We start from the raw sequence: 15516 nt of genomic DNA on the forward strand, positions 1-15516 counted from the left end.
GCATTTATCTAGTGACAAAAAAACCGGACATAGTCCGGTTTTTTTATAGGCGGAGAAATAGATAAACTATTCAGATACCTCAGGTTCTCCCTCCGACTGCTCAGGGTTAAGCAGTGTATCAACCAGCGCGGTGAGCTTTTCTTGTATCAGGTCATATGTGGTATCAATATTAGTTGCGATATCACCTTCAAGAACCTGCAAACCACCGAGAATTTCACGAGCTTCACTAAAGCCCTGATCAATACCGCCGGCAATCAACTTAACAAAGCTTCGTACCTGAGTTTCGTAATCCATCTCAGGGTGCTGGTCCTGATAACTATTGAAAAAGTTGGCACTCAGCCCGACAATACGTTCCGCTGTCGCAGCAGGACTCATATCTATCCCTGAGTCGTAGGCTTTCTGTATCGCAGAAGGCCCCATGTCGGTTTCAAGGACTTTGTTAATCTCACTGACTACACTGCTGTATAACAGCGCCAGTGAGTCATTGCCAGAGGATATACTGACATCCAGAGATGCCTGAAGGATGGCTTTGTTCTGTACTGTTTTATCGAGCGTTACCTGCGACTGTTTAGTGGCAAGATTAGTCTCTGTTGCTGGTTGGTTTTGTGTCGGTTTGATTTCCATATCGGGCCCTCCGCTTAAGTTTAAGAATTACATAAAAGCGCAATTCCCATAATACTAGAGGGGTTATCGGCAGCAGAACCGATTTTATGCGTGAAACTTATTCATGTTGAGGTGGTAGCTCTGCGCTTTCGCGGTTGAGCTATATGACAGGCAACGGAACGGTTCCGGCCCTGTTGTTTGGCTAGATAGAGCGCTTCGTCTGCTTGTTTAATAACGGCCTGGCTATCTTTATGGTCGTTAGTCTTTTGGCACAAACCGATACTAATAGTGACCTGGGTTGTGCCATTGTCTCTACTCTTTCTACTACGTTGTTTGCGGCCTTGCTTTTCATCACCGGGGCGGTTCTTATCGCGGACCTGCATAGGGTATTCAGCAACGGCTGTTCTTACCTTCTCTGCTATTTCAATCGCTTTGACTTCGTCCATACGTTTAAAAACAATGGTGAACTCTTCGCCGCCGTAGCGGTAAACGGTAGAGCCGCTTGCTGCCTGACGCATCTGGCTGGCAACCATCTTTAGAACCTGGTCACCGACATCATGACCGTATGTGTCGTTGAATTTTTTAAAGTGATCGATATCTACCATGGCTAGTGTGTAACGACGGCCGGCACTAATCAATGTATTTTCCAGAGCCCGGCGGCCCGGCAGGCCGGTAAGTTCATCAATGAACGCCATGCTGTAAGAATTAAAAAGAACGGTAAAAAGGATCAGTATCAGAGAAAGGCTACAACTGACTGCTGATATATAGGGTTCACTGAACAGGGCAAGCATCATTGCGATAGCCAGTGTCACCAATACCAGGCAAGCATCGGCCAGCGTGCCTCGAAACCAGAGGATTAATACTCCCAATAAAATTGACAGGCTAAAGATGGCAGCTGACCATTGGCTGATCAGGTAAGGGTCGGAAAACATCTGAATAAGTCCCATAGGCAGGGAGGTAAGCCATTGAGCTAACATATTGTTTTGTGCAGCAAGCCAAAGAACCGCATAGCCGAAGAGCACAATAGGGGTGTATTTAAACATCCAACGGAGACTCAAACCGCGCTCAGGCATAAAACTGATAAATAGTTGCAGAGCAGGAAAGAGGAGACTGATTATGCTGAATAGTACGAAATTGCCAGGTTGATTCAAACTGCTTTGTAGTTGGCTCTGGACGAGTAAGAATAACCCTAACAGGTTTAGCGTTGAGAGTAGCAAGCGGCCCTGATTAAAACTGATGCACAACGTTAGTGAAATGATGGCAAGTAGAGAGGGGGCGTAGCCCAGCAATTGTTGCTGGCTAAAAGATAGACTGTTTAGCTGGCTATGAATGACAGGCGAAAGTAGTAGCAGAATTAAGCCTGGAAGCATCAGCTTTAGAATTTTCTGCAGATTGTAAAGCAGCACCTAGTCTCTCCTTTGCCTAATGCGCCTATCCTAACATGGAGGGACAGCAGGGAAAGGTTCTCAGTTACCGGATTGGGTAATACAGGGTTGATATGATAAAAAAATGCCGCTAATAGCGGCATTTTAAACTCAGGGCATCCAACAGAGGAAGTCAGTGCCAATAGTAGCTATTTAATCAAGCTGCTTTTTTGAACCCGATCAATCCGGCAATAGTGAAAGCGGGACACCAGCCTGTAAATGCAGATTGAAGAAGGCTGGCACCAAACACAGCTGTTAGATAGAGAATCCACTGGGGGGCAGCAAAGAACATAAAGGCAGCTACTGTAAGCAGAACGCCGGCCCCTGCAATAATATGGACGCCCTGATGAATGCTCATACCCGTGTCGCAACTTTGTTCTGTTAACTTCAGCATACGAAAAAAGCTAATAGCAGGGCACCACTTCGTGAAGCCTGACTGCAGGAGGTTAAGACCAACGAACCCTGTCAGGTAATACCAGGCAGGATTCATATACGTGCCTAACGCTAAACTTATCAGAATTACGCTTCCCGCCAACAGGCGCAGTGCGGCATTAAGAGTCATGATGATTACCTCAAAGATAGGATTGAGTGAGTGCTATTTCATATATTATATATTAGTTATATATAATATAAAGAGAAAAGTTCAAAAACTAAGATTGATTACCTTGGTCTGGATCAAAAGAATAAATTTGCAAAATCTTAGCTCTGACTCATGCTTACTTATGAAGGTGCGGATAAGTTCAATGTGTTCCCTGAAACCCAGTATTCAGAGGGGTGCTAGGGATTGTTGATACTTATTAATGGCAGAGAGGAGGTATGTCAGTGGATATCCGAAAAATTCTGGTGAATGTTGAACAGGGCAGGGATTGTACGCTTTTGCTGGAGAAAGCATTGCGTCTGGCTGAAGGAAGTGGAGCAAAGGTCGAACTATTCCGCTGCTGTTACAACAGCTCTTTACGCAATAGTTATCTGCTTGATAAAGAGTCTTTAATCAGAGCTGAACATGGCTATATGCATCAGGCTGAAGCTGAGCTGGAGCAGTTAGTTGAGCCTTTTGAGAGCCTTGGGATTGAGGTGGATCTGGATGTTTGTTGGCAGCGGCATCATGCTGAGCACATTGTACGTAAGGTACTACGTTTTGAGCCGGACATTGTTCTACACCAGATAGAACAGCACAGTCGTCTTGGGCACTATATATTTGATCAGAGTGACTGGTTATTGATTAGGGAATGTCCTGCGCCACTCCTTCTCGTTAAACAGAAAGCTTGGTCTGACGGTGGGCATGTGGCGGCTGCAGTTGACCCGTTCCATGAGTGTGATAGTCCGGCGATTATGGATACCACTATTCTGGAGTGGGCTAGAAGAATGGTTCAGACCCTTGAAGGTGATCTCAAAGTTGTCCATAGCTTTAATGTATTACCTCACTCCGCTATTTTCGATGAGCATCTGGTCACCGATTTCGAAGGGATGCAGCGTAAGATCAGAGAAGAGCATGTCACTGCGCTAGATCACCTGCTAGAACCTTTTGGTTTGAGTACAGCAAGTGCGGCTGTGAGCCTGAAAGAGAAAGAAGCTTACCAAGGGCTGTTGGAGTATGTGGATGAAGCACATATCGATATGCTGGTGGTGGGTGCTGTCGCCAGGGGGTTATTAGATCGCATACTGGTGGGAAGTACTGTTGAACGTATTCTGGATCAGCTTCATTCTGACTTGCTGGTGGTTAAACCTCCAGGGTTTGAAAGTTCAATTAAAGAATAAACAAAAAGGGCCTTAGAGGCCCTTTTCGATATTGCTTGATCGAGTGCTTTAATCAGTCATTTAGTAGACTATTTAATCTAACCTTTAGTCAAAACGAGCCCAGATAGGGGCGTGATCAGAAGGTTTTTCCATACTGCGGATCTCATAGTCGATATCCGCATCGTTGCAGCGGTCGAACAGTGATTGAGTGGCTAAGACTGCATCAATACGCAGACCCCGTTTAGGCTCAGCTTCAAACCCACGGCTACGATAATCGAACCAGCTAAAGCGGTCATCGCGGTTTGGATGAATTTTACGGTAGGTGTCCTGCAGTCCCCAGCTTAACAGACGGGCTAACCATTCCCGTTCTTCCACTTGGAAACTGGCTTTACCGGTTTTTAACCAGCGTTTGCGGTTCGCTTCGCCAATACCGATATCAATATCTTCAGGGGAGATGTTCAGGTCGCCCATTACAACTAACGCTTGGCTAGGGTCACATTTTTCTTCGAGGTAGGCCTGCAGATCAAGGTAGTATTTTCGCTTTGCCGGATACTTAGTTTCGTGAGCAATGTTTTCACCCTGGGGGAAGTAACCGTTGAGTATCTTCACTCGCGTGCCTTCAATCTCATACTCTCCGATAATCATACGTTTCTGTGCGTCTTCATCATCACCTGGGAAACCTTTTTCCAGAGTAATGGGAGGCTGTTTAGAGATCAGGCAGACACCGTAATGACCCTTCTGACCATGGTACTCGACGTGATAGCCAAGTTCCGTAATCATCTCTACAGGAAACTCATCGTCGTGTACTTTGGATTCCTGAATGCCGATAACATCTGGCTGGTGTGTATCGATCAAAGCTTTGATTTGATGCGGGCGGGCGCGCAGACCGTTGGTATTAAACGAGATAAGTTTCATGGTAAATCCAGGTAGATCAGATATAAAGTTGTGAGGCGCATAACTTAACCTTCAGCGGTGGAAAGTGCAATTGGATTTGACAAGGTAGGACTCATTCCTATCTGTTGCCGGTTGGCATTACAATCTATTATCAGTTGGCATTACAAGCGTTTATACCTTGAGGGTATGTTAAGCGGATATGTGTATGTCCACTATTTGGCATTGAAAAATCCTATTACCGCTTTTGCCTATCTTTATTGGCATCAAGGCGCGACAACAGGTAGATTAGGCCCGGTAGAATTGTGTATAGCAGATTAGGGCGTTATTTCCGTCTGCTTGTTAATAGTTAACAATGTTTAAGGGGATTCCTGTGGCAGAGTATGATTTTGATCTGTTTGTAATCGGTGCCGGTTCCGGTGGTGTTCGGGCCGGACGTATGGCTGCAGCTATGGGTGTTCGCGTAGGTATGGCTGAGGATCGCTATCTGGGCGGTACTTGTGTCAATGTTGGTTGTGTACCGAAAAAGCTATTTGTCTATGGTTCCCATTTCAGTGAAGATTTTGAAAATGCGGCTGGCTTTGGCTGGAACGTTGGCAAAGCCAGTTTTGACTGGCCGACTCTGCGGGATAATAAAACCAAAGAGATTGAACGTCTGAATGGCATCTACCGAAACATGCTGGTTAATTCAGGGGTGAACCTGATAGATGGACGGGCAAAAATTGCCGGGCCTAACAGCGTTGAAGTTGCTGGAAAAGTCTACACAGCTGAGCGGATATTGATTGCTACTGGCGGCTGGCCTTATGTGCCAGAGTTTTCGGGTAGTGAGCATGTTATTAGCTCAAATGAAGTTTTCTACCTGGATGAATTTCCTAAACGTGCAATCGTGGTCGGTGGTGGTTATATCGCCGTCGAGTTTGCAGGGATTTTTGCCGGCCTTGGCGCAGAAACATCTTTGATCTACCGGGGTGATATGTTCCTGCGTGGCTTCGATCAGGAAGTACGTGAATTTACTGCTGAAGAAGTTGCCAAGAAAAATGTCAGCCTACGCTTTAATAACAATATTGAAAAGATCGAAAAGCAGTCCGATGGATCGCTGTTGGCGCATCTGACCGATGGTTCCACTCTCGAAGCCGATACCATCATGTATGCAACCGGTCGTGTGCCAAACGTGATGGATCTCGGACTGGAAAATATCAATCTGGAGCAAAAGGGGAACGGTGCGATTGTTGTAAACGACAAGTTTGAGACGGCTGAACCTTCGGTTTATGCCATCGGCGATGTGATTGATCGTGTTCAACTAACCCCGGTCGCACTGGCGGAAGGTATGGCGTTGGTACGTAACCTTTACGATGGTCAGAATCAACAGGTGGATTATGATCTGATTGCGACAGCGGTGTTCTGTCAGCCAAATATTGGCACGGTTGGTTTGTCTGAAGAAAAAAGTCGTGAACTCTATGAAAATGTTGATGTCTACAAGTCTACGTTCAGAGCAATGAAACACACTCTTAGTGGTAGTGACGAGAAAACCTTCATGAAGATGTTGGTTGACCGTGATAGTGATAAGGTAATTGGGGTGCATATGGTAGGCCCCGATGCTGGCGAAATAATTCAGGGCATTGCTGTCGCTCTGAAAGCTGGTGCAACCAAAGCGGTATTTGATTCAACTATCGGTATTCATCCGACCGCTGCGGAAGAGTTTGTAACAATGCGTGAACCTGTGAGTTAAGTGACCTTCATCGACTATTAGCCCCGGCTGCTCTGCAGACCGGGGATTTTTTTGTCTGAATTTAAATAAAATAAAGCAGTGACAGAAAGACAAAAAAAGCGCCAATAGGCGCTTTGTAAATAATCATAAATTGATAATTGAAAATATCAGTGGCTGATTTGTACGTTATTCCGACCTGAATCTTTGGCTTTATAAAGTGCAGCATCAGCTCGTGCAATAAGATTTTCTGGTGTTTCATCAGGAGCTAAACGCGCCACGCCAAAAGAGGCGGTGATAGAACTAATGGCTTCGCCGGTTTTCTTTTGCTTGATACGAATAGCGGAAATCTTCAGACGTACTTTTTCAGCTAGATCAGCCGATTCAGCGTCACTCATGCCGGGCAGGAGTATGCAAAACTCTTCTCCCCCAAAGCGCACCGGTATCATAGGTTCTGAGCACTCATCCTTTATCAGCTTAGCGACATATTTAAGCACTTTGTCGCCCATCTGATGCCCGTAGTTATCGTTAAATTTTTTGAAAAAGTCGATATCTACCATAATCAGAGAAACATCAGGTTCTGAGTCTGCCGCCATCTGGCTGATTTCAGCATCAAACACCCGGCGGTTATACAAGCCTGTAAGAGGATCAACAGTGGCATCCTGGCGGCTTTTATCCAGTTCCTGCTTTAAAGTACTGATTTCTGCCTGTGCTTCGTCAATTTTTTTCTGGAACTGACGAGCGCTTTCACTAATAGTTACTGTATTGACGGTCAGCTTCTGAATGATAGTTTCAAGAGACTGATCATCGCTACTATCTTTTAACGCACTCAGGCTATCCTGCAATACTTCATTATAGGCTTCAGTGTCCTGCATTGTTGATGAAGCGCTGCTTTCAAGATCGCCCATAACAGAGAGTAGAGCGTTTTGAATAACTTCAGCGTTTTCTACTTCATCGTTAATCAGAAAGTCACGAAACAGTTTTTCACTGATTAAGTTTGGGCAAGTACCGTAAATTTCCAGGGTTTTGTCCATCTGCTTGTTAAGTTCAGGCAGAGCGTTGGAAACATAGGCGTACCAGAGGGCGTAGTTGAACGGATTCGGTGGAACGCGGTTCTTTATCATCAACGGAATTGCCTGGCGGAGATATTCCGTTGCTTGTTGGGGATTGTCTGCGAACTTCATAAAACCTCTCTGGTTATTTCGCGGAAATCATTACGTGCTACAAAAAAAGCCAAATAAGGATAACATTTTTTAATGTGGGTGGAAGATACTTGAGACTCTAAAATCTATTTTTTTCGAACAAATGTTTGATAAATGTTTCAAAGTAATGCGCAAATTCGACTAAGTGTTGATTGATTCAAAGTGTATATTAATATTTTTGATTAGTTGTATGCAAACTGATCAGTTTTGCAGTAACTTAGAAATCTACTCCGTAAAAACAATACCTTAGGCTAGGTTTGCTATGTCACTTATTCATGGACTCCATTTTAATAACATTCGCGGTGACCTGTTAGGCGGTCTCACCGCTGCTGTAGTGGCGTTGCCTCTGGCACTAGCGTTTGGCGTTTCATCGGGGGCGGGTGCTATTGCTGGCCTCTATGGAGCAATTTTTGTCGGCTTGTTTGCCGCGCTTTTTGGCGGCACCCCCAGTCAGGTTTCAGGACCGACAGGGCCAATGACCGTAGTGATGGCGTCAGTATTCACCCAGTTTGTTGCCATCGATCCGCAAAACGGACCTTTCTATGCTTTTACGGTTGTTATTTTAGGCGGGTTATTGCAGATGTCTTTTGGCCTATTGAAACTGGGTAAATATGTCACTCTGGTGCCTTTTCCCGTGATCTCAGGGTTTATGACAGGTATTGGTATTATCATCATTTTGCTTGAACTGGGGCCGATGTTTGGTTTTCCCGGTGCATCGAGTGCCGCAGTCGCTTTGCAAGAGATACCGCGGTATCTAAGAGAAGTAGATTCTGCTGCGTTATTACTTGGCTCAGTGACTCTGGCTATAGTGATGTTTTGCCCTAAGAAGCTAGGTTTAATTGTCCCGCCGACACTACTGGCTCTGGTTACCGGAACGCTGATTTACCAGCTGTTTCATGGCGACAGAGATCTTGCCATTATCGGCGAGATTCCAACCGGGTTACCCGAACTGATGATGCCCATGTTTTCAATGGAGATACTCAGTGAGATGTTTTTCGCGGCCTTGATGCTGGCGGTGCTCGGGTCTATTGATTCTCTGTTGACCTCTCTGGTTGCCGATAACATGACAAAAACGCACCATGATTCCGATAGAGAGCTGATTGGCCAGGGTATTGGTAATGTCTTTGCCGGCTTGTTTGGTGGTTTGCCAGGGGCGGGAGCGACCATGCGTACCGTTGTAAATATTAAGGCGGGTGGTAGTACGCCGTTAGCCGGTGCTTTTCATGCGATTGTACTTAGCGGCATTTTATTAGGTGCGGCACCTTTGGCAGAAAATATTCCCCATGCTGTTCTGGCGGGCATTCTGCTTAAGGTGGGTTTGGATATTATCGACTGGCGATTTCTGCTGCGGCTCCACCGGGCGCCCCTTTTTGTATCCTGTCTAATGCTTACTGTGCTTGTGCTAACCGTTATGGTTGACCTTGTAACAGCAGTATTTGTAGGTGTGTTTATCGCCAACGTTGTTACCGTGAAACGGCTATCAGATAATCAACTAGACAGTATCCGTGTGATAGATAGCCATGCGGGTAATGATGAAGGACTGACTGAGCGAGAGCGTCAGTTACTGGCTGAAACTAAGGGCAGGGTAGTGCTTTATCAATTTGATGGACCGATTAGTTATGCCGCGGCCAAAGGATTATCGACAAAGCTAGAGGGATGCCGTCCGCATGATGCGTTGCTAATGGATTTTAGTCGGGTACCTCTGATCGATGTATCAACGGCTTTGGCCATTGAAGATATGATATTGGAGGCACAGCAGGTTGGCCGGGATGTTCATCTGATCGGCCTTAACGCTATTGTTAAGGATATTCTCAGCCGGTTGCGGATTCTCGATCTGATTCCCGATAGTTATTGCCATGAACAGCGCAGTAAGGCGTTGGAAATGGCTCACAGGATGGTGTTTCGGAATGGGCTTAACTGATTTTTAGATCTACAAGGTGCTGATAAGCTGTCAGGGCTTGCCTGAACTCTGCTTCTAAAGAAGAGGCCAGCTTAGCCTTAATGTAGAGTTGAGAGTCGAAATTGCGTTCACAGTGACTGAGTTTGAATTTAATTATCAGTTGCTCAACCTCGCCAGTAAGGTTGTAGGGTGCACGGAGTTCTATATCAAGGGTTGGGACGACTAAGTCCGTTGGTAGCTCTCTAAGCGCCTCCTGCACCGCTTGAGAGTATGCCCGAGCTAGTCCGCCTGTCCCCAGTTTAATTCCCCCGAAATAGCGTGTGACCACTGCGCAGATGTTACCTATATTGTTATGGCACAGCACATTCAGCATAGGCTGTCCCGCCGTTCCTTTAGGTTCACCGTCATCACTGGAGTTCCATTGATGAACATCATCGGGCTTACCGGCGATATAACTCCAACAGTTATGGTTCGCTTTGGGGTGACGCAGACGTACCGTTGAGATAAAACTGTCGGCTTCTGCCCGATTACTCACCGGCTGAATGTGACAGATAAACCGGCTGCGGTTTATCTCAATTTCTACCTGGTGTGGGCTTGCAGGCCGATTATAGTTCATCACAATTTGGTGGCTTGAGTTCCCTGCCAGAGGTGGATGCTTCTGAACCATGAGTGCTGATGAAATAACTCGTTGAGCTGAGACTCCAGTTTATTAAGATCAATATTTCGGTTTGCAGGGTTGTCCAATAGCATTAGTTCAATTTCTACTGAGTCGTTGCGGTAGAAAAGCCCCAGTCGACTGATACCCAGTTCAGAGTGTCCAGCTTCGTCCAGGTGCTCCCATAGCAAACGGCTGATCTCTGTACGAACGGGGAGACTATGAGAACCATCAAGTTCAACTTCATCGTCGTAAGTATCTATATGGAAAATGGTGTGTCCAATATCTTCAAACTCTTTCATCAGTATAATGACAGCTTTATCACCGATGTAATGACCCTCAGAGGCGCTGAGATGCGGCGCTACCTGCAGATGCATCTCCAACAGACTCTGGCTCCCCATACTGCGACTTTTAAAGCTATGCACACTCAGGACGCCTTCAACTTTCATGATGACATCGGTATAAGCGGCTATCTGCTCCTCGGGAAGGGCGGTATCTACCAGTTCCTGAATACTTTTCCAGGTCAGCTCCCAGCCAATTTTAGCCACGATAAAAGCAACGATAACGGCTGCCAGGGCATCAAGCCAGACCAGGCCTGTCATTGCTCCAGCTACGCCGACAAAGACGACGATAGATGAGAATGCATCGGTTCGGCTGTGCCAGGCATTAGCGATGATCAAATCGGACTTAATGCGTTTTCCAACCGCCAGGGTGTAACGGAAAATAGCTTCTTTCGCGACAACTGAGATAGCAGCGACGACCAGCGCCGGCCATTCAGGAAGCGGTATAACTTCGCTTTTCATAAGAATAGAGATGCTTTCAAACGCCATAGCACCGGCGACGGCAACAAGTATGCAACCGAGAATAACGGTGCCGATTGTTTCAAATCGAGCGTGGCCCCAAGGGTGCTCTTCATCGGGTTCCTGATGAGAATATTTTATAATGCCGACCACGAGGAAATCAGTTAACAGGTCGGATAAGGAATGGATACCATCAGCGATCAATGCGCTCGAATGAGCCAGCATGCCAAAGATGATTTTTAAAATACCCAGTACAGCATCAATAGCTGCACCAATAAGGGTTATTCGTTGAGCCTGAGACTGGTTATCAGAAGATGGTTGCATAGTAAAATTGGGTCCGAATTTATGCCAGCGCCTATGGTAAGTGGATCAGATTGAATTAACCAGTTTGTCGTTGTTTTTTTATAGTGATTTTTTTCAAAAAAGTAGTTGACTTCTTTAAGCCACAGTAATGACGCTGAATTGAAACAAATCTTGGATAAATAGTTGAGTTTTTGCTTTTGACTCAGATCAATGCTTTATAAGTGATTGATAAATAATGAAAATTACTTCTGGTTAAAATTTAACCAGTTTATCTGGGAAGGCTGGTTCCCGGGTAATGTGGCGCTGAATATTGAGGGTACCCACAACGTTATCCACAGCTTGTGTGGGTAGATTGAGGCAGCCCTTTAATTCCCTGTAATCTGGCGGTTGAAATGGTTCTCAGCTAACCCTAATATAAGCGTCATCTAAATTATCTGCAGGAAGATTTTTAATGGAAGGTGGCAACGCGCTTTCGATCCTATTACCGATTGCATTGTTTATCATTATGCTGGGTATGGGACTGACTCTTCGGGTAACGGATTTTTCCAGATTAATGCACCGGCCTAAGCCTGTTATCGCAGGTCTTATTCTGCAGCTAATTTTTCTTCCTTTGCTAACCTTTTTGCTAGTAACGGTGACTGGATTACCAGCTTTGCTTGCAGTGGGGCTTTTGATCGTTTCTTTTGCACCCGGTGGTGCAACGTCTAATATGATAAGCCACTTGTGCAGGGCGGACACCGCTTTATCTATTTCACTGACTGCACTGAGTAGCTTGATTGTACCTTTTACATTGCCTTGGCTTACCTGGCTCAGTATGGAGCATTTTCTGGGTAAGGGGGTGTTGGTTGAGTTGCCGCTTTTTGCGACCATTATGAAATTGATTTTGGTTACTTTGTTACCTGTAGCTATCGGCATGATGGTCAACAGTATCTGGCCAGAAGTGTGCCGACTGATAGATCGTCCAGTAAAAATTCTGTCGTTGGTATTTATGTTTGCTGTTGTTGCGATGATTAGCTGGGCTAACAGGGCGGCATTGCCAGACCTGATGCCAACCCTCAGCCCTGTTATTCTGATAATGGCCAGTAGTGCTATAGTTTTATCCGCATTAATTGCCCGGTATCTCTTACGTCAGAATACTGAAATTTCACTGACGCTGGGGATTGAAACGGGTATTCAGAATGCGGGGACAGGATTGCTGGTGACAGGCGCTCTGCTACAACAGCCAGAAATGTCTCTTGCTGTATTGCTCTACGGTATTTTGATGCAACTGCCTGTTGTGTTACTAATTCTGTGGCGTAATAGTCCCTACGGCCTCAAGTCTGTTTCAGTCAATACCAAGTAACTTGTGGGTTTGTAAACTTAACTTCCACAGGGGCTGCTTAAGACAGTATTGAATGGCATCCTGAGTATGGATGCGTTGCATTGGGCCATCCATTGGTTGCAGGTAAAAGTGTTTAAAGTTCAGCTCTGTGAATCTTTCTGGCTGAGCCAGGGGTTGAGGAAATACCAGCTTTAACTCGTCGCCATGTTTCAGGACTAGTTCTGCATCCGCTTTCGGGCTGACACAGACCCAGTCGATACCTTTGGGTGCTTCAATAGTGCCATTGGTTTCTACGGCAATCTCAAAGCCTGCCTGGTGAAAAGCTTCTACCAGAGCCTGATCAAGTTGTAGCAGGGGCTCTCCACCGGTACAAACCACATAGGGACGCCCTTCGTTCCCAGGCCAGAAATGCTTTATCTCCCGGGCTAATAACTCAGCGGATTCAAACTTTCCGCCGTTCTGTCCATTGGTACCAATAAAATCAGTATCGCAGAAATCACAGATCGCTTTAGAGCGGTCCTGTTCCCGGCCTGACCAGAGGTTACAGCCAGTAAATCGGCAGAATACTGCAGGCCGACCGGCCTGTGCGCCTTCACCCTGCAGGGTATAGAAAATCTCTTTAACGCTATAAGTTTTACTCATCATTCTACCTAGCCTGTTTGATGGGCGTAGTCTACACAGTGATCAGCGCAGTTCAATAGCTTACTGCAATGGGGTCGTTCATCAGATTAATCTATCTATGCTTTTTTGTAGTGAAGAGTATCAGACTAAATCACTAGTTAGCTTAGGTGACCTGGTAATTTGATTACTGTATAAATAGCATATAACTGATAGGGATTAGCTTATAACTATTTGTTTTGATCCTGGTGTTTATAATAATTAACTATATATCTGGTGCAGAAAATGATGAAGAAAGTGTTTGCAGGTGTCCTGCTTGGAACGATGATCGCGGGTTCTTCTTTGGTGATGGCCGAAGGAAAAAAAGCGATGATATCGCCAGAGTTACTGTCTTTTAATGTGACACATGACGGCGAAAAAGTTGAAGTGATGCGCAATCAGAACCCAGAGAATAAGGTTTCTGAGCTGTATAACACGACTTATCGGGGTATGCCACAGGCAATGAATCCTTTTGCACCACATGAAGTAGAAACTCTGGGCGAGCGAGAGTTTACTGCTTACATGATCGAGGCCGAAGAAGACGAGAATATTATGATCGTTGATACCCGAACGGAGGGCTGGCATTTTCGTCTGACAATTCCAGGTTCAGTTAATTATCCCTTTACCCTGATGAAAGAAAAGGATGATATGGAAGATGCCATGGATGATTTTGGGGTAGCGGTTGAGGGAGAAAACTATGATTTCAGCGCGGCTAAAATGTTAGTAATGTTCTGCAATGGCTATTGGTGTGGTCAAACACCAGCCATGGGACGGGCGTTGTTAGCTGCGGGCTATCCTGAAGAGAAAATGAAGTACTACCGTGGTGGTATGCAGGCCTGGACCAGTCTGGGACTAACTGTGGTGGGTGAAGCCGCAGAGTAAGCTAGCTACTGTAAAAACAAGAAAGCCGTGCAATTGCACGGCTTTTTGATTTTCAGCTGTATGCGTTTATGGGCGCAAAGCTTCACCACCGAAAGCTTCGGTTAATGCCGGAATTAACCGGGTCAGTTCAAGAGACATCTGAACAAACTCAGCATCGAATTGTGCAAAGGCTTCGTCGGAGCTTTCCTGATCAAGTTTTTCCTTCAGTTGATCTGAAAGTTTGATACGTTTGATGCAGAGATCATCTTGAAGAATAAAGTTAATACTTTCCTGCCACTCTAGTGCCAGTTTAACGACCCGCTTACCCGCTTCCAGGTGATGGCGAATTTCATCGCTGTCCAGATCCTGTCCTTTACAACGGATTACCGCTGTTTCTACTGCGCTGTCTCGCAGCTCGCATTCATCCATCGGTTCAAGACCGGTATAGCGATCCTGTGGCTGCTCTAGCCATTGAGACATTACTGCAGAAGGTGATTGGTTAACGTCGGGTAAAACGACCGGCAGAGAGCCTAACAGACTCCGTAGGTGGCTTAGCAGGTCTTCAGCCTGTTTATGGCTGCTGGCGTCAACGATGAGGAGGTTTTGAGCGGGTGCGATCAGCGCCCAGGTCTTTTGATATTTACTAAAAGCGCGGGGGAGCAGGTCAAGAATAATCTCATCTTTAAGCTGATCTTTCTCTTTTTTGTATACCTTGCGAGCCTGCTCATCTTCAATGATCTTTACCCGGCCATCAAGTTGCTGACGGATAACGGCAGAAGGAATGATTTTTTCCTCTTTCTGGCCTGCAATTAGCATAAAGCCATTGCCAGCGTGAACCAGCATTTCAGAAAGATCACCGGCAGGGCTGACCCATCCGAAGCGACTCAGTTCCTGGCTACCGCAAGGTACAAATGCTTTTTCAGTAAGTTTTTCTTCCAGGGCTTCAGGTGTGTAGCTGAACGGCTGACTAAAACGGTAAAAGATGGCATTTTTGAACCACATGAAATAAGCCCTTAGTATCGGATAAAAAAGAGAGGCTATTGTAAAGAGATATAGGGTCGCAGAACAGGGCTGGTTGAAAAGATTATCAGCGTAGGCTGAGAAGTTGGTGGTGTGCCTTATCTATCGCTTTATCGACGTAAAAGCCATACATATCGACCGTGGTTATGCCGATCATCTTATCAGTTAATTCGGAGCCGTCTGCTGGATTGATGAATAGGAGAGTGGGCGTTAATGAGCTGTTGTAGCGCAAGGCGAACTGATTTGCTGATAATTGATGCCCATCTAGATCGATTAACTTGTAGCCGTCATTGATGATCAGATTTCGAAAAAGCAATCGATCATCATACCTGCCACTTGCCTGCATCGGCTTGAGAATTTCCTCTTCAATCAGGCGGCAATAACTACAGTTTGGTTGGCTGATTAAAACCAGTAGAAAATGCGAGTCAGCCTGTCTC

Annotated in this window: 15 protein-coding genes; 5 read left to right on the forward strand and 10 right to left on the reverse strand. The window is 45.7% G+C overall.

Features of this window, described 5'->3' with window-relative positions; translation table 11 throughout:
- Positions 1-66: 66 nt before the first annotated feature.
- From QZZ54_RS15050 to QZZ54_RS15060, 3 genes are all read right to left on the reverse strand, one after another.
- Entirely contained in the window at positions 67-624 is a 558-nt protein-coding gene (locus tag QZZ54_RS15050) for a DUF5610 domain-containing protein (RefSeq protein WP_290703630.1), read from the reverse strand.
- A 101-nt stretch (positions 625-725) separates the two neighbouring features.
- Positions 726-2009, reverse strand: coding sequence for a GGDEF domain-containing protein (locus QZZ54_RS15055; protein ID WP_290703631.1), 1284 nt, complete (start codon positions 2007-2009; stop codon positions 726-728).
- Between the two features lie 175 nt (positions 2010-2184).
- Positions 2185-2589 (reverse strand): DUF2892 domain-containing protein, encoded by a 405-nt coding sequence (locus QZZ54_RS15060; RefSeq protein WP_290703633.1) that lies wholly within the window; start codon positions 2587-2589, stop codon positions 2185-2187.
- A gap of 260 nt (positions 2590-2849) precedes the next feature.
- Here QZZ54_RS15060 and QZZ54_RS15065 point away from each other — a divergent pair, with 260 nt between their 5' ends.
- Positions 2850-3785 carry a universal stress protein gene (locus QZZ54_RS15065; protein ID WP_290703635.1) on the forward strand — a complete coding sequence of 312 codons (936 nt, stop codon included), beginning with the start codon at positions 2850-2852 and terminating at the stop codon, positions 3783-3785.
- Positions 3786-3869: 84 nt separating this feature from the next.
- Here the strand turns inward: QZZ54_RS15065 and xthA are convergent, their stop codons facing one another.
- The gene (gene xthA, locus QZZ54_RS15070) at positions 3870-4679 is read right to left on the reverse strand and encodes an exodeoxyribonuclease III (protein WP_290703637.1); all 810 of its coding nucleotides are present in this window, start codon (positions 4677-4679) and stop codon (positions 3870-3872) included.
- Positions 4680-5028: 349 nt separating this feature from the next.
- On the opposite strand from xthA, the gene gorA reads away from it, so the two are divergent.
- The gene (gene gorA / locus QZZ54_RS15075; RefSeq protein WP_290703639.1) at positions 5029-6384 is read left to right on the forward strand and encodes a glutathione-disulfide reductase; all 1356 of its coding nucleotides are present in this window, start codon (positions 5029-5031) and stop codon (positions 6382-6384) included.
- A gap of 146 nt (positions 6385-6530) precedes the next feature.
- Here gorA and QZZ54_RS15080 read toward each other — a convergent pair whose 3' ends face one another.
- Positions 6531-7544 (reverse strand): GGDEF domain-containing protein, encoded by a 1014-nt coding sequence (locus QZZ54_RS15080; RefSeq protein ID WP_290703641.1) that lies wholly within the window; start codon positions 7542-7544, stop codon positions 6531-6533.
- Between the two features lie 280 nt (positions 7545-7824).
- Here QZZ54_RS15080 and QZZ54_RS15085 point away from each other — a divergent pair, with 280 nt between their 5' ends.
- Complete coding sequence (locus tag QZZ54_RS15085; protein ID WP_290703643.1) at positions 7825-9483, forward strand: SulP family inorganic anion transporter; 1659 nt, start codon at positions 7825-7827, stop codon at positions 9481-9483.
- On the opposite strand, the gene QZZ54_RS15090 is transcribed toward QZZ54_RS15085, so the two are convergent.
- Both QZZ54_RS15090 and QZZ54_RS15095 read right to left on the reverse strand, forming a co-directional pair.
- A complete protein-coding gene (locus QZZ54_RS15090; protein ID WP_290703664.1) occupies positions 9476-10078 on the reverse strand; it encodes a YigZ family protein in 603 nt (200 codons plus the stop codon). The two genes, QZZ54_RS15085 and QZZ54_RS15090, sit on opposite strands and share 8 nt — an antisense overlap.
- A complete protein-coding gene (locus tag QZZ54_RS15095) occupies positions 10078-11241 on the reverse strand; it encodes a cation diffusion facilitator family transporter (RefSeq protein ID WP_290703645.1) in 1164 nt (387 codons plus the stop codon). The genes QZZ54_RS15090 and QZZ54_RS15095 overlap by 1 nt, the downstream gene beginning before the upstream one ends.
- A 430-nt stretch (positions 11242-11671) precedes the next feature.
- On the opposite strand from QZZ54_RS15095, the gene QZZ54_RS15100 reads away from it, so the two are divergent.
- Entirely contained in the window at positions 11672-12562 is an 891-nt protein-coding gene (locus QZZ54_RS15100) for a bile acid:sodium symporter family protein (RefSeq protein WP_290703647.1), read from the forward strand.
- Here QZZ54_RS15100 and queE read toward each other — a convergent pair.
- Positions 12545-13186 (reverse strand): 7-carboxy-7-deazaguanine synthase, encoded by a 642-nt coding sequence (gene queE / locus QZZ54_RS15105; RefSeq protein ID WP_290703649.1) that lies wholly within the window; start codon positions 13184-13186, stop codon positions 12545-12547. The two genes, QZZ54_RS15100 and queE, sit on opposite strands and share 18 nt — an antisense overlap.
- Before the next feature lie 258 nt (positions 13187-13444).
- On the opposite strand from queE, the gene QZZ54_RS15110 reads away from it, so the two are divergent.
- Positions 13445-14080, forward strand: a complete 636-nt coding sequence (locus tag QZZ54_RS15110) for a rhodanese-like domain-containing protein (protein WP_290703651.1) — start codon at positions 13445-13447, stop codon at positions 14078-14080.
- A 66-nt stretch (positions 14081-14146) separates the two neighbouring features.
- On the opposite strand, the gene rdgC is transcribed toward QZZ54_RS15110, so the two are convergent.
- Both rdgC and QZZ54_RS15120 read right to left on the reverse strand, forming a co-directional pair.
- Positions 14147-15061 (reverse strand): recombination-associated protein RdgC, encoded by a 915-nt coding sequence (gene rdgC, locus QZZ54_RS15115; RefSeq protein WP_290703653.1) that lies wholly within the window; start codon positions 15059-15061, stop codon positions 14147-14149.
- 85 nt (positions 15062-15146) lie between these two features.
- On the reverse strand, positions 15147-15516 hold a 370-nt coding region (locus QZZ54_RS15120; RefSeq protein ID WP_290703655.1), incomplete at its 5' end, for a hypothetical protein.

Origin of the sequence: Amphritea sp., from assembly GCF_016744155.1 — a bacterium.
GTDB lineage: Bacteria > Pseudomonadota > Gammaproteobacteria > Pseudomonadales > Balneatricaceae > Amphritea.

Excerpts from the sequence above, each read along its gene's own strand:
- queE (WP_290703649.1), bottom strand. The coding sequence starts at position 13,186 with ATGATGAGTAAAACTTATAGCGTTAAAGAGATTTTCTATACCCTGCAG.
- QZZ54_RS15110 (WP_290703651.1), top strand. The coding sequence starts at position 13,445 with ATGATGAAGAAAGTGTTTGCAGGTGTCCTGCTTGGAACGATGATCGCG.
- QZZ54_RS15060 (WP_290703633.1), bottom strand. The coding sequence starts at position 2,589 with ATGACTCTTAATGCCGCACTGCGCCTGTTGGCGGGAAGCGTAATTCTG.
- rdgC (WP_290703653.1), bottom strand. The coding sequence starts at position 15,061 with ATGTGGTTCAAAAATGCCATCTTTTACCGTTTTAGTCAGCCGTTCAGC.
- QZZ54_RS15080 (WP_290703641.1), bottom strand. The coding sequence starts at position 7,544 with ATGAAGTTCGCAGACAATCCCCAACAAGCAACGGAATATCTCCGCCAG.
- QZZ54_RS15085 (WP_290703643.1), top strand. The coding sequence starts at position 7,825 with ATGTCACTTATTCATGGACTCCATTTTAATAACATTCGCGGTGACCTG.
- xthA (WP_290703637.1), bottom strand. The coding sequence starts at position 4,679 with ATGAAACTTATCTCGTTTAATACCAACGGTCTGCGCGCCCGCCCGCAT.
- QZZ54_RS15090 (WP_290703664.1), bottom strand. The coding sequence starts at position 10,078 with ATGAACTATAATCGGCCTGCAAGCCCACACCAGGTAGAAATTGAGATA.
- QZZ54_RS15100 (WP_290703647.1), top strand. The coding sequence starts at position 11,672 with ATGGAAGGTGGCAACGCGCTTTCGATCCTATTACCGATTGCATTGTTT.
- QZZ54_RS15095 (WP_290703645.1), bottom strand. The coding sequence starts at position 11,241 with ATGCAACCATCTTCTGATAACCAGTCTCAGGCTCAACGAATAACCCTT.
- QZZ54_RS15050 (WP_290703630.1), bottom strand. The coding sequence starts at position 624 with ATGGAAATCAAACCGACACAAAACCAACCAGCAACAGAGACTAATCTT.